The following is a 12,960-nucleotide window of genomic DNA, read 5'->3' as shown; positions in this document are numbered from 1 at the left end:
GTACTTTCGCGAAGTCGGGTTCAGGCGAGGTCGAGGACGATCCGGCCCTCGATGTCGCCATGGTGCATGCGGGAGAAGACGTCGTTGATGTTCTCCAGCTTGTCTGCATGGACCGTGGCCTTGACCTTGCCGTCGCCGGCGAACGCCAGTGCCTCGAGCAGATCGAGCCGCGTGCCGACGATCGAGCCTCGCACGGTAATGCCGTTCAGCACGGTGTCGAAGATCGACAGCGGGAAGTCGCCCGGCGGCAGACCATTGAGCGCGACCGTGCCGCCGCGCCGGACCATGCCGAGCGCCTGCTGGAACGCCTTGGGCGAAACGGCGGTGACGAGCGCTCCGTGCGCGCCGCCTATCGCCTTCTTGAGCGCTGCCGAAGGGTCCTCGCTGTGCGCGTTGACCGTCAGTGTGGCGCCAAGGCGTGTAGCGAGGTCGAGCTTGCTATCGTCGATGTCGACCGCGGCCACATTGAGACCCATGGCACGGGCATATTGCACCGCCATGTGGCCGAGCCCGCCGATCCCTGAGACGACCACCCACTCGCCGGGTCGGGCCTCGGTGGCCTTCAATCCCTTGTAGACGGTGACGCCCGCGCAGAGGATCGGCGCAATGTCGAGGAAGTCGACATTGTCGGGAAGGTGACCAACATAGTTGGGATCGGCGAGGACATATTCGGCAAAGCTGCCATTGACCGAATAGCCGGTGTTCTGCTGTTCGTGGCAAAGCGTCTCCCAGCCACCCAGGCAATGCACGCAATGCCCGCAGGCGGTGTAGAGCCAGGGCACACCGACCCGGTCGCCTTCCTTCACATGGGTGACGCCCGCACCGACGGCGGCGACATGCCCGACGCCTTCATGGCCAGGAATGAAGGGCGGGTTGGGTTTGACCGGCCAGTCCCCTTCTGCCGCGTGCAGGTCGGTATGGCACACGCCGGTTGCCGCAATCTTGACCAGGATCTGCCCGGGGCCGACCGTCGGGATCGGCGCGTCCTCGATGACCAGGGGCTTGCCGAATTCGCGGACGACCGCCGCCTTCATGGTTTTCGCCATGTCCGTTTCTCCTTTTGAGCGAGGGGTCAGAACAGGCCGAGCGCGTGCTCGTCATAGGAGACGAGCAGGTTCTTGGTCTGCTGATAATGGTCGAGCATCATCCGGTGATTTTCACGCCCGAAGCCCGACGCCTTGTATCCGCCGAAGGCGGCATGGGCGGGGTACTGGTGATAGCAGTTGGTCCAGACCCGCCCGGCCTCGATCGCGCGGCCGAGCCGGTAGGCGGTGTTGCCGCTCCGGGTCCAGACGCCCGCGCCAAGACCGTAGGCGGTGTCGTTGGCAAGTGCGATCGCCTCCTCGACCGTCTTGAAGGTGGTGACCGCCAGGACGGGACCGAAGATCTCCTCCTGGAAGATGCGCATGTGGTTCTGACCCACGAACACGGTCGGCTGTACGAAATAGCCCTGGTCGAGCGCACCGCCCGGCAGCGCCCTGGCGCCACCGACCAGACACTGCGCGCCCTCGGCCTTGCCGATATCGATATAGCCCAGGATCTTGTGGAGCTGGTCCTCCGACGCCTGCGCGCCGACCTGGACCGACGGGTCGAGCGGATCGCCCTGGCGGATCGCGGCGACGCGCGCCACGGCGCGCTCGATGAAGCGGTCGAAGATCGACTCATGGATCAGGGCGCGCGACGGGCAGGTACAGACCTCGCCCTTGTTGAAGGCGAACAAAGTAAAGCCTTCGAGCGCCTTGTCGAAGAAGGCATCGTCCTCGTCGAGCACGTCCGCCATGAAGATGTTGGGCGACTTGCCGCCAAGCTCCATCGTCTGGGGGATCAGATGGTCCGCCGCGGCGTGCATGATCTGCTTGCCGGTGACGGTCTCGCCGGTGAACGAGACCTTGGCGATGCGCGGATTGGCGGCGATCGCCTGGCCGACGGTCCGTCCCGGGCCGGTGACGACATTGAGCACGCCGGGCGGCAGGATGTCGGCGGTGAGCTCGGCGAACATCAGCAAGGTGAGCGGCGTCTGGGATGCGGGCTTGATGACGGTGCAGTTGCCCGCCGCCAGCGCCGGGGCGATCTTCCACGCCGCCATCAGCAGCGGGAAGTTCCACGGGATGATCTGGCCGACGACGCCGAGCGGCTCGCGGAAATGATAGGCGATGGTGTCGGCATCGATCGTCGAGATGCCGCCTTCCTCCGCCCGGATGCAGCCGGCGAAGTAGCGGAAATGGTCGATTGCAAGCGGCACGTCGGCAGCGCGGGTCTCGCGGATCGGCTTGCCATTGTCGATCGTCTCGGCAAGCGCCAGCAGCTCCAGATTATCCTCGAGCCGGTCGGCGACGCGATTGAGAATCCTGGCGCGCTCGGCGGGCGCGATCCTTGCCCATTGATCCTTGGCGGCGTGCGCCGCATCGAGCGCGCGCTCGACATCTTCCGGCGTCGACAGCGCGAACTCGGCGATCTGGGCGCCATTGATCGGGCTCTTGTCGGCGAAATACTCGCCGCTCGCAGGAGCGCTCCAGCGGCCTCCGATGAAATTATCATAGCGGTGTCGGAAGGAGGCCGCCGCGTTAATGGTCCCGATCGCCTTCTCGAACATAACCTGACTCCATCTCTATCGATGGCCTGACGGAGTAGTCTCTTTGCCCGGGCGGCCTATAAGTAAGTTCCGCAGAAGGTAGTCTGGTATCGGTGTCGCGGGCTTTAAGGGTCGGACACGCCAACGGAGCCGATGAATATTCATCGACTCCTGAACCTATTCGCGCACGCCTGATCGGAATTATGCCGAGACAGGCGTTACTCGGCCGAGTCTTCTTTTGGCGAGGGCGGCGATTGGCATTCCAATTCTGGCGTTACGCCCGGGCGCGCTTTAGGCTCACCCAATCGCCTTTCTGAAACGTCCCGTCCCTCACGCGGAAATGAGCGTAATGGTCGTCGAAAATCTGGTCGACTTCGACATGACCGACAAGGCGGCGGTGGCGCGGCGTTGCGTGATAGACTTCGAGTATCTGCCCGATGTGCGCGCCATCGGCCTTGCCCAGGCAGGCCACTGTGCCGCCCGCATCCATACGGACGATCTTGCCGCGCATGAACAAGCTATGGCCGATACCCTGTGCGAGGAGCGGCGTGCTGCCAAAGAGCAGAAAGCCAATAGCAGCACCGACGCCAAGATGATTTCGCATCGCTGTTTCCTCTGTCACGTCAGACGCTCGGACCCGGTTTTGAAGGCCGGGAGCACGGGCGACGCTGGGCATCGTCAAAGAACTGGCCCGCCGCGGGGGCGGCGGCGGGCCCTCAGCCCCGGGGGGTGTTTTATCGGGGCTGGAAACTTCACATGTCGCTCATCGGCTTGTCGGCCATGGGCTTGGCGGTCTTCTTCTTCGCCGCCGGCTTGGCCTTCTTCATCGGCATCTTGCAGCAGCCACTCTTCGCCTTACCGGCCATGCCCGAGCCGTTCGATGCAGGCGAGCCGCCGGACATGCCGGCCATCCCCGACATGCCCTGTTGATCCTGCTGGGCCGGTTGCCCCTGCTGCTTCTGCGCGCCGGCCTGATGATCCTTCATCATCTGATCGTGCATCTGCTGCCCGCCATGATCCATGCCCTGCTGGTGGGCATGGGCCGGCGCAGTCTGCGCGGGCGCGGGCGTCGACTGGGCGAGAGCGGTGCCGGCGGCGAAGGTTAGCGTCGCGAAGAGGCTGACGGTCGCCGCTAGAAATGTCGTCTGTCGCATTGAGGGTCTCCGAGTGTTCGTCCTGTTGCCCGATCGACGTTCCGATCCCGGCAATTCCGAAGCTTCAATGCTGCTAGCGAGACGCAGTCTGTATACGTAACTTACGAATCGAAATCCGATCGGCCGTGTGCCTGCTGGAGCAGGCGCGTAAAATGATGATCCGGGATCGATCAAAAATGTGACCCGGCCTGGTTTTCTCGTCCTGAGACCGGCCAGAAAAGCGATTGGCCCGCCGTGGGAACGGCGGACCAAGGCTTCGGTTGAAAGCGGCCATGATCTTGTCCGTCAACCTTGTCGTCTGATGGAATGATGGCAGGGTCAGCAACCACCGTCCGACCTGTGTGACATGCCGGAGGCGCCGTCCTGGTCCTGCGAATCCCGCATCGCCATTCGATGGCCCTGCATCATCTGGCCGTGCATCTGCTCCTTACCGTGAGCCATGCCCTGCATGTGGGCAGGATCGGGCTGGGCAGGCGCCGGCCTGGCCTTGAGGGTCTCCTCAAGATCGGGCATGCCCGGCGGCATCCCGTCCGCCAGCACCGGTCCGGCACTGACGGCGAGGAAGCCGAGAGCTGCGAGCGAAGCGATCATTGCCGTCTTCTTGCGCAAGTATCCATTCCTTCAAGTCTGGGTTTCTCGTTCGATCGAGCATATGCCCGGTCGATTGTCGCCCCTTCCGGAGCTTGCCCGTGAAATGGTGTCACCTTCCGCCTTGCTGTATACGTAATGTGCGAAGTCCGTCTCTGAGATGGCCATAAATTATCGCACTGGCATCGTTGTTGTGCCGATGTGTAACTATGGTTCGGACTCGAGAGCAGGACAGGTCGGCAACAGTGACTAATCCATGGCGGCCAGCAGACGCTCGAGAGGAATAGTGGCAAAAGTGGTGAAGCTGTCAGCAATGGCATAAGGCAGTACCAGCACCCGATTATGTACCATCGCGCCGCAGCTGTAGGCTACGTTTGGCACATAACCTTCGCGCTCATCCATGTCCGACCGCAAAAGCGGTAGCTTCGTCCGCGCCAGCAGCTTCGAGGGATCGTCACGGTCCAGCAGGCACGCCCCGATGCAATAGTTCCGAACGGCGCCGACTCCATGAGTTACGACCAGCCAGCCTTCGTCGATCTCGATCGGCGATCCGCAATTACCGATCTGGACAAACTCCCAAGGCCAGCGAGGTTCGATGGCTTTCGCTCCGCCACTCCAGTCGTGAATGTCCGCGGACGTCAGGAACCAGATATTTTCGTTATCCTCGCGCCCAAGCATGGCAAAGTGCCCGGCAATGCGTCGGGGGAAAAGCGCCATGCCCTTGCTACCGGTGGCATCCCCACGCAGCGGTCTGAGTTCGAATGTCCGGAAGTCCGGCGTGGACAACAACTCCTGCCGGACGGACTGGCCGCTAAATGCCGTATATGTACCGAAATAGGTGGCTCGGCCATCGTCGTCCAGGAAGCGGACCAAGCGAAGGTCTTCGATGCCACCACGCTGGCTGGGGGTTGTCGGAAAGATCACGATCTCCGAGAGATCGTGGCTGCCATCGCACTTGATCCGAATGCCCGCGTCCGGCCCGTCCTCGCCGGAGATGTTTTCAGTCTCCAGCACGAGCGGCATGGGGCTCGGAGGATTGATTGCTATGGTTCCGTCCGCGGCGCAAAACCCGGTGCGAAAGGTGACGGAGGAGATATGCCCCTCGCCCACGCCTCGCAGGGAAAGAATGAATCGGAGAGAGTTTTCAGGTACAGCAGACTGGTCAGGATGCAGGACGATGCTCGGATTGAAAAGCGCTGCTGCCTCATAGGAATATTCGTTGCAAAAATGGGCACCGATCAAGAGCGCCTGTTCATGGGTGACCTCGCAATCACAGACGATGATGCCATCAACCTCGTGGAACCGCCGCAAAAACAGGGACGGAACCTCACGATGCCTTCCCGAGAAATCATCAAGAATGCGTTGCAACTCATCGTGGAGCGATGCTGGGTCGAGCGCCAGGACGCGGTCGGCGATGCGCTGCGCACGTGGCTGATCCGGTACCGCATATTTATAGGTTTCCGTCGACGGCATATAGGGTCTGATCACTACCCTTGCTGGATTGGGGCGGAGCAATTCGGGTAGCCGGTTGACAAATTCGGCGGTTGACACTGACTTCTCCAATACAGATCGACCGTGGAGCGTTCACGCAATCGTAAAGATGGTGCTCGGCATTACCCGACTATCGGGTGGCGGCACGGAAGGCTCCGGCGATGGCGGGTGCGATGATTTCCGCCGTTGCCGGATACTCGGACTTTGTGCCACGTGCCATGATCGCTGTCCTGGCGTAGTTGTCGGACACACAAGCTGTGACCGGGGGCTCTGGCCTGAACGTGACTATGTGGGGCACGTGCGAAGCGCGCCGCTCAGCTCGACATGTCCGCCATCGTTCGGCAGCTCGCCGCGCATTTCTTGCAGGTGGCCGAGCAACGCGCGATCCGCTGGTCCGCGCTATGGCGTCCGCATTCCTCGGCGCAGCGCTCGCAAGCGTCGGCGCAGGCGCGGCAGACGATGCGGTGCAGGGCAGATTCCCGCAGCATCGAGTTGGCAGTCGCCTGGCACAGTTCCGCACAGTCGTTCAGCATGGCGATCAGCGACGCCGTAGCTGACGCGCCGCCTTGCTTCGTCAGCCAAGCGGCGGTTTCCAGGCACATGCGGTGCGAAGCCACGCAATCGTCGATGCAGTCCGTCATCGACATCGCCATCCCTTCCATTCGATGCTGCTGCGCCGCCGCCGGCGCAGCCAGCGTTCCGGCGGCGGCAAGGCCGGCGCCCGCCATCAGCAATTCGCGTCTCTCGATCATGATGCGCCTTCCATCTGCTATCGCTTGAGCGCTGTGCCGCATCCGGCGGCCTCAGCCGTAGCCGGCGACCCATCCGACGCCGCACGCGCCTTCTCCCGCGCCATCCGGGTTTCCTCCCAGGGCCAGTGGCCGTTGATCTCGACCCCGAGCGAGATGCTCAGGAAGGTCCGCACCAGCACAAGCCCGGCCAGCACGATGAGATCGTCGAGCGTCGGGTTGATCACCAGCGACTTGACGATGTCGCCGGCGACCAGAAATTCCAGGCCGAGCAGGATGCTGCGGCCGAGCGCCGATCGGAACGCGCTATAGGCCTCGGTTCGGTCGCCCGCCCTCGCCCGCCGCGCAAACAGAAAGGTTGCGAGCCCCGCGCCGACCAGGATGGTCAGCGTGCCCGCCAGTTCCAGGCCGATCACCGCAAGCCGGAAGAAGGCGCTCAGCCAGTCGGCCTCAATGGTGATCATACCAGCCTCGCTTGCGGATATTGTTGAAGCTGTCGGTGGCGTGACAGGCATAGCATTGGTCGACGCGCGCTTTCGATCCGGCTGCGCGCTGCGAGACCATGCTGAAATGCTCCATGAAGTGACTGGGCGGCGCCTTGTGGCACTCGGCGCACTGCGTCGAATTGACCGATGGATGGCGGTAATTGGCGATCTTCCAGCTGTCGGTCTTGTGACAGCTCGCGCAGTCGGTGCCGAACAGGCCCTGGTGCGGATCGCGGAACGCATGGCAGCTCGCGCAATTGAGCGCGGTCTCGGGGGTCAGGCTTCGAGTGTTTGTCGACATGCCCGCCGAAGGCTGCCGCCACTTTGCCATGTCGAGCAAGGCGGCGTGATCCATGCGGATGATGCCGCGCTCTCCCTCATGTTCGACGTGGCAGGAGGTGCACTGCGTCGCTTTCGCGTGGAACTGCGTCGACTGCTTCGTCCCGAAATCCGTGCCCGCATGGCAGGTGAGACAGGTCCGGGTTTCGACGCCCTTGCCCGGCGTGTGGCAGGCCGTGCATTGGCCGGCGAAGGACTGGTGGGCGCTCGAGAGCGGGCCGGGCGCTACGAGCTGCGCCACCAGGCCGGCATCCCTCGGCGCGTCCGATCGCATCCGGATCGCGACCGCGGCGACCATCACCAGCAGGGCTGCGATGAAGACGGCATAGGAAAGACGCTGCCAGCTCATAGCCAGCGCAGCCCGTAATAGATCGCCGCGCCGACGTGGAGCGCGAGCAGCGCGAAGATGAGACAGCCCAGCAGGATGTGCAGGAACCGCCATCGCGCGAACAGGGTGTTGGTCGCCTCTTCGGCGCGGATCGCGAATTCGGTATCGGCCAGCGCCGCGGCGATCCCCGCCCTGTTCTGGGGGTGCTGGCCCGCGGGCGCATCCCCGGCGACGAACAGATAGCGCCTCCAGCCCGACAGCGGCGCGGCTGCGGTATCGGCCTGCGCCGGCGCCGCCGGCTCCTCAAGGAAGGCGGCGCGAAGCGAGGCCAGTTCCGACCTGCGTCCGCGCAGCGCCCGACCAAGCTGGGCAAGCAGGTAGCGGCCGATGAAGCCGGTGATGACCGTCATCAGCAGGAGGACGGTCAGAAGCAGTCCGACCGGGCTTTCGAGCTTGTGCGCGGCGTGGACCAGACCCAGGATCGGCGCCAGCACGCCGGCATAGATGTGGATGGCGAGCAGGGTAGGCTTGCTGACGAGCCGGGAGAGCACTTTGTCGACCCAGGCGATGTGCTTGGCCGCGACATAGGGAAGCGTCAGCAGCATCAGCACGAGCGCTGCGATCCCGATGATCCCGCCAGCGAGGCTGCCCGGAAAGCGCGGTGACACATGCACGAGGTAGCCGAACGGGAACAGCAGCAGGAATGCGACCAGCAGGCCGACGGCGATGTCGCTGCGTTCGCGCATCAGGCTTCGACCACGAGCGGCGTGCCCGTGCCCTTCGCCTGGCACGCGAGCACATAGCCCTGCGCCTTGTCGGCGGGCGCGAGGCCGGACTCGACCTCCATCGTTACCTCGCCCTGCAGCAGCTTGACCACGCAGGCGCCGCATGTGCCCGCACGGCAGGCATAGGAGATCTCGACGCCCGCGCCCTCGGCCGCCTCGAGCACGGTCTCGTCCGCGGGCAAGGCCGCCGACACCCCCGACACGGAGAAGGTCACCGTGCTCGGCGCCACCTCGGCGCTCGGGGCCGGCTTATCCGCTGGCGCGGGCGCGGGTTTGACCTCGAGATCCTCGTGGTCGGCCGGCAGCGAGGCCGGACCGAACGCCTCGGTGTGCAGCTGCGCTTCGGGGACGCCAAGTTCCGCCAGCACGCCGCGCATCGCGCCCATCATCGCCGGCGGGCCGCACATATGGATCCGCCGGCTCGCGATCTCCGGCACCGCGGCCAGGATCATCTCGCGGGTGATCGGCCCTTCGGGGCCCATCCAGACGGTGCCGGGCGCGCGCTGCATCGCGGCGACGACATGGAGGTTGGGAAAACGGCGTTCGAGCCGCTCGAGCTCGTCGCGGAACACGAATTCCTCGGTCGACCGTGCGCCGTAGAAGAAGAAGATATCACCCTTCCACGCGGTGTCGGTGAGATAGCGCAGCACCGACATCATCGGGGTGATGCCGACCCCGCCCGCGATCAGCACGATGCTCTGGGCATCCGTTCCCGTGAAGGTGAAGGCGCCGAACGGTCCGCTGACCTTCAGCAGATCGTCGGCGACGACCTTGTCGTGCAGGTATCGCGAGACCACGCCCTGCTCCTCGCGCTTGACCGTCAGTTCGACATAGGCCCGCTGGGTCGGCGAAGAGGCGATCGTGTAGGAACGGCGCGCGGTCTTGCCCGCTTCGGGCTCTACCTCGACCTGCAGGAACTGGCCCGGCAGGAAGTCGAACGGCAGCCGGTCGGCGGTCGGGTCCGCGAGCCGGAAGGTCAGCACGCTCGGCGTCTCTCGCACGATCTGGACCACGCGCAGCTGCCCCGCCCAGCTTTTGGGCTTGCGCAGCGACGCCCCAGCGGGTGCGGCCGCATTGCTCGGCGCGAGCCCGGCGCTGTCGGCAACGGGTGCAGGCGCGGGCGCAACCCTGGTAGCGGGAGGGGCAGCCTTCGGCTCCGGCTTTGCTGGAACCTTGGCGGTGGCGACACCGCCGGCGATCGCCCCGATCCGCCGCAGGCGGAAGATCTGCAGCGCGATAAGCGTGGCGCTCACCAGCCCCAGGAACAGCATGAGAAGGAGGTGCGAGGGCGAGATGCCGAACCAGTGATCGGCATGGCCGGGCGCGGCCTGGTCGATGTCGAGCTGATCGCGCAGCCAGGCAAGCCCGACCTCCCGGGGCGGCTGCAAGCCTCCGATCGCGCCCTGCGCGGCGGTACCGGAGCGGAACAGGTCGGTCCCTTCGCGCATCCGGCGCGCCGCATCGAGCCGGGCCGAGACCGTTGTCGCACGCGCGCCGTCGGCCGAGGCGGCGTTGACCATCGACAGGCCCGTGCTTACCCGTTCCCCGGCCTGCGCAGCGACCCGCTGCCGGGCCGCTTCGTCGAGCGCGGGAAAGGCGAGCAACTGCGAAAAAAATGCGGTGCGGCGGGAATCGTGCCCATGTTCATTCTCGCCTTCGCCGTTGATCATGCGCTCCATCATAGAGTTCATCATCGAGGCCATATCGGAGGTGCCGACCTCGGGCTTTGCGGACATTGCGCCATCGGCCATCCCCGCACCGCCCGAAGTATCCCCATGATGTGCCGAATGGTCTTCGCCCTCCTGAGCGTGCACGCTCGCAGAGGGAAGGCTGAAAGCGAGCAACAACCCCAGACCCGAAAGGCGAAGGCTGGTCCAAACGCACATGTCGACCCCCTTCGCGCCCTTACATGTCCTTCATCGGCATCGCCGAATCCGCAGGCGCAGGCTCGGTCTTCGGAGCGCTGCTGTTCATGCCTCCCTGGCGCATCGCATCATGGTCCATGGCCTGCTGGTGATGCCGCTCCATCTCCTGTTCATTGGCCATGGCGTCCGAATGATCCATGCCGGCGGGATTTACGCTATCAGCGCCAGCCGCGGGTGCGGCGCTGTTGGCCGCAGCCGGCACCGTCTGATCGGTCTTGCGCTCACAGCCCGAAAGCGCCGCCATCGAGAGCAGGCTAACGCTGATTAGCGACAGTATGACTTTTCGATTTCCGACCATTGCTTCTTCCTTTCGTACTGGAGGAATCTCCGGGTGGGCCCGAGCCACCCGGAGCAGGAATCATTGTGCTTGGCGAAGAATCTTGCGGCACTGATCGTGCGACAGGTTCATGGGATTACGACCCTGCTGTTTCATCTCGCCATGGTCATGACGTGTCTGGAGACCCATATCGCCCTCCATGGCCCTACAGCTTTCGACCTGTGCGGAGGTAGGCGGCGTCGTCGCACAGGCGCCCAGAAGCAATGCTGGAACAATCCCAGCCACTATATGCATTCGTGTCATGATAAATCCCCTTTTAATAATGGTGTTTGTTCTTCCTGCGAGGCTTGCTCTTATATCTTTCGGTGATCAGATCTCCGCCTTTCCGTGAGGAACGTGAGAATAGGGCAATCGGAAACAGGAACTTCGCCCGGGCACTCATCGGCAAGCAATCGAAGCATGTCGCGAATATCGGACAGGCGCTTGAGCCGGACTTCGGCGTCCGTGATCTTGGCGAGCGTGATATCGAGCACGGCCTGCGCATGCGCGGTGTCCGATGCCCTGAGCGCCAGCAGCTGCCGGGCCTGATCGAGGGTGAAGCCAAGCTCCTGCGCCGAGCGGATGAAGTTGACGCGCTCGAGGTCCGTCGCGTCGTAGAGCCTGTAGCCCGCTGCCGTGCGCGCGGGCTCGCGCAGCAGGCCCATCCGCTCATAATAGCGGATCGTATCGCGGCCCACGCCTGCGGCCGCGGCCAGTTCGCCGATCTTGAAATTGCCCATGTCATCCGCTCGATCATGCCGGTTGGACCATGGTCCAGGGTCAAGCGGTTTCGCTTTGACCCCGAACGGTCTCCTCGTCGCCGGCGGCCCGCTGCCCCGACGCGTCGCATCAGGGCAGCCCGTGCCGCCGGGCCACCGGCTTGTCAGTTCTTGCGAAGCTCGACGATGTCGTGCTTGGCAGGCGTGCCGTCGGCGACGGACACGTGCGCGAAGTGATCGTCAAAGATATGGTCGATTGTCACATGGCCGACGAGCTGGCGGTGATAGGTCGGCGCCACGCCCTTGGACGGACCCGGATGGGTCACGACGCGATAGACCTCGAGCTTCTGGCCGACCTCGGCGCCATCGGCCTTGCCGATGCAGACGACCGTGCCGTTGCTGCCCGTGTCGACGATCGAGCCGCGCATGAACAGGCTGTGCCCGATGCCCTGGGCCATAGCGGGGACGGCAGCAAGCATCGAAATGCCGGCAAGCGCGACCATGAGAGTTTTTCTGACCATATTCACCTCCTTGGATGGTAAGCCACCGCCCGGACTTTGCCGAGGGGAAGAGCGTCTCTTCAGGCTTGGGACTACGGTCCCGGGTCCAGCCTCGATATACGTAGAGGCCGCAGCCGATCTTCTTCCCCGGGCCGGATCTTTATTGACGCGGAGTTGACGGAATCAGCCGTCAGCACTTCAAAATCCGCGCGGCGCGAGACTTTGGTTGGCTGCGCCCGCGAAACCCGCTAGATATCGAGGCCCGTGAAACGCCTGCTCGCCCTCCTGCTCGTCATCGGAGCGCTGTCCGGTCTCTTCGGAGCCCAGATGGCGGCCGCGCACAGCGTGCCGCAGGCGGCAGGCGCGCCGCTGGCCAAGGGCATGGATGCGGACTGCATGGCGATGATGGCCAAGCAGCAGCCTGCGCCCAGCGAAAAGCCCTGCAAGGGCCTGACGCTCGATTGCATCGCCGCGATGGGGTGCGTGATCCCGCTGGTCGCAGCGGACCTGGCAGGCGGCGTTGCGCCTGCGCGTCTCTACGACGCGCCCAGCTTCTGGACGACCGACACGATATTGACCGGCAAGGCGGTTGCGCCCGAGCCGGATCCTCCCACCAGCCTTGCCTGATTGAACGAGCACGGGCTGCGCGCATCGATCGATGCGTGCGCGCCCGGTTTCCTTCTTTTCAGTCAAAGGTTTTCGTGATGATCAAACTGCTTCCGGCCGCCCTTGTGGCGGCCCTCAGTCTCGCCGCGCCTGCGCTTGCAACCGACGCGAGCCGCACGCCGCAAGGCCATTGGGAATGGCGGTCGGCGCCGCAATATGGTCCGCGGGCGACTGGCCCTGCGCGTGTCCGCATATGGGTGCCCGACAGCCGGGACATGGCCAGCTGCGATTGCGCGATGATGCAGGCAAGCGCCGCCGACTGCATGCGCGGCGCAGTCAGGTCGGACAAGGGCTAAACCCGCTCCGGAGCGGCGCGTCACATCTTGGCGCGCCGCCTCTGTCA

16 protein-coding genes are annotated in these 12,960 nt (G+C 64.3%); 2 read left to right on the top strand and 14 right to left on the bottom strand.

The genetic code is table 11. The features are described 5' to 3' along the window. Positions 1-20: 20 nt before the first annotated feature. The 14 genes from adhP to A0J57_RS05870 form a co-directional block, all read right to left on the bottom strand. Positions 21-1,046 carry an alcohol dehydrogenase AdhP gene (gene adhP / locus A0J57_RS05935; RefSeq protein ID WP_007683342.1) on the bottom strand — a complete coding sequence of 342 codons (1,026 nt, stop codon included), beginning with the start codon at positions 1,044-1,046 and terminating at the stop codon, positions 21-23. Positions 1,047-1,072: 26 nt separating this feature from the next. Further along, entirely contained in the window at positions 1,073-2,593 is a 1,521-nt protein-coding gene (locus A0J57_RS05930; RefSeq protein WP_025549141.1) for an aldehyde dehydrogenase family protein, read from the bottom strand. Between the two features lie 253 nt (positions 2,594-2,846). Further along, on the bottom strand, positions 2,847-3,176 hold the full coding sequence (locus tag A0J57_RS05925; RefSeq protein ID WP_025549143.1) for a hypothetical protein: 330 nt from the start codon (positions 3,174-3,176) through the stop codon (positions 2,847-2,849). A 148-nt stretch (positions 3,177-3,324) separates the two neighbouring features. Continuing rightward, entirely contained in the window at positions 3,325-3,726 is a 402-nt protein-coding gene (locus tag A0J57_RS26530) for a hypothetical protein (RefSeq protein WP_061934281.1), read from the bottom strand. A gap of 318 nt (positions 3,727-4,044) precedes the next feature. Next, positions 4,045-4,335, bottom strand: coding sequence for a hypothetical protein (locus tag A0J57_RS05915; RefSeq protein ID WP_007406388.1), 291 nt, complete (start codon positions 4,333-4,335; stop codon positions 4,045-4,047). 228 nt (positions 4,336-4,563) lie between these two features. Continuing rightward, positions 4,564-5,787 carry a glycoside hydrolase family 130 protein gene (locus A0J57_RS05910; RefSeq protein ID WP_016743863.1) on the bottom strand — a complete coding sequence of 408 codons (1,224 nt, stop codon included), beginning with the start codon at positions 5,785-5,787 and terminating at the stop codon, positions 4,564-4,566. Between the two features lie 332 nt (positions 5,788-6,119). Then, positions 6,120-6,560 carry a four-helix bundle copper-binding protein gene (locus tag A0J57_RS05905; protein ID WP_025549148.1) on the bottom strand — a complete coding sequence of 147 codons (441 nt, stop codon included), beginning with the start codon at positions 6,558-6,560 and terminating at the stop codon, positions 6,120-6,122. Between the two features lie 14 nt (positions 6,561-6,574). Continuing rightward, positions 6,575-7,018 carry a DUF1622 domain-containing protein gene (locus A0J57_RS05900; protein ID WP_004212663.1) on the bottom strand — a complete coding sequence of 148 codons (444 nt, stop codon included), beginning with the start codon at positions 7,016-7,018 and terminating at the stop codon, positions 6,575-6,577. Then, positions 7,005-7,727, bottom strand: coding sequence for a hypothetical protein (locus tag A0J57_RS05895; protein WP_025549149.1), 723 nt, complete (start codon positions 7,725-7,727; stop codon positions 7,005-7,007). The genes A0J57_RS05900 and A0J57_RS05895 overlap by 14 nt, the downstream gene beginning before the upstream one ends. Continuing rightward, a complete protein-coding gene (locus tag A0J57_RS05890; RefSeq protein WP_009824015.1) occupies positions 7,724-8,452 on the bottom strand; it encodes a hypothetical protein in 729 nt (242 codons plus the stop codon). Before A0J57_RS05890 ends, A0J57_RS05895 begins: the two co-directional genes overlap by 4 nt. Next, a complete protein-coding gene (locus A0J57_RS05885; protein WP_021243091.1) occupies positions 8,452-10,377 on the bottom strand; it encodes a 2Fe-2S iron-sulfur cluster-binding protein in 1,926 nt (641 codons plus the stop codon). The genes A0J57_RS05890 and A0J57_RS05885 overlap by 1 nt, the downstream gene beginning before the upstream one ends. A gap of 19 nt (positions 10,378-10,396) precedes the next feature. Next, positions 10,397-10,714 (bottom strand): hypothetical protein, encoded by a 318-nt coding sequence (locus A0J57_RS05880; protein ID WP_021243090.1) that lies wholly within the window; start codon positions 10,712-10,714, stop codon positions 10,397-10,399. 332 nt (positions 10,715-11,046) lie between these two features. Beyond that, positions 11,047-11,472 carry a heavy metal-responsive transcriptional regulator gene (locus A0J57_RS05875; protein ID WP_021243089.1) on the bottom strand — a complete coding sequence of 142 codons (426 nt, stop codon included), beginning with the start codon at positions 11,470-11,472 and terminating at the stop codon, positions 11,047-11,049. 143 nt (positions 11,473-11,615) lie between these two features. Further along, positions 11,616-11,972 (bottom strand): hypothetical protein, encoded by a 357-nt coding sequence (locus A0J57_RS05870; RefSeq protein ID WP_025549152.1) that lies wholly within the window; start codon positions 11,970-11,972, stop codon positions 11,616-11,618. A 243-nt stretch (positions 11,973-12,215) separates the two neighbouring features. Between A0J57_RS05870 and A0J57_RS05865 the strand changes: the two genes are divergently transcribed. Both A0J57_RS05865 and A0J57_RS05860 read left to right on the top strand, forming a co-directional pair. Further along, positions 12,216-12,578, top strand: coding sequence for a hypothetical protein (locus A0J57_RS05865; RefSeq protein WP_007406428.1), 363 nt, complete (start codon positions 12,216-12,218; stop codon positions 12,576-12,578). A 77-nt stretch (positions 12,579-12,655) separates the two neighbouring features. After that, positions 12,656-12,913 (top strand): hypothetical protein, encoded by a 258-nt coding sequence (locus A0J57_RS05860; protein WP_007683334.1) that lies wholly within the window; start codon positions 12,656-12,658, stop codon positions 12,911-12,913. The last annotated feature ends 47 nt before the right edge of the window (positions 12,914-12,960 follow it).

Source organism: Sphingobium sp. 22B (assembly GCF_001580035.1).
GTDB classification, from domain to species: domain Bacteria; phylum Pseudomonadota; class Alphaproteobacteria; order Sphingomonadales; family Sphingomonadaceae; genus Sphingobium; species Sphingobium fuliginis.
This window is presented reverse-complemented; position numbering and strand designations above follow the sequence as displayed.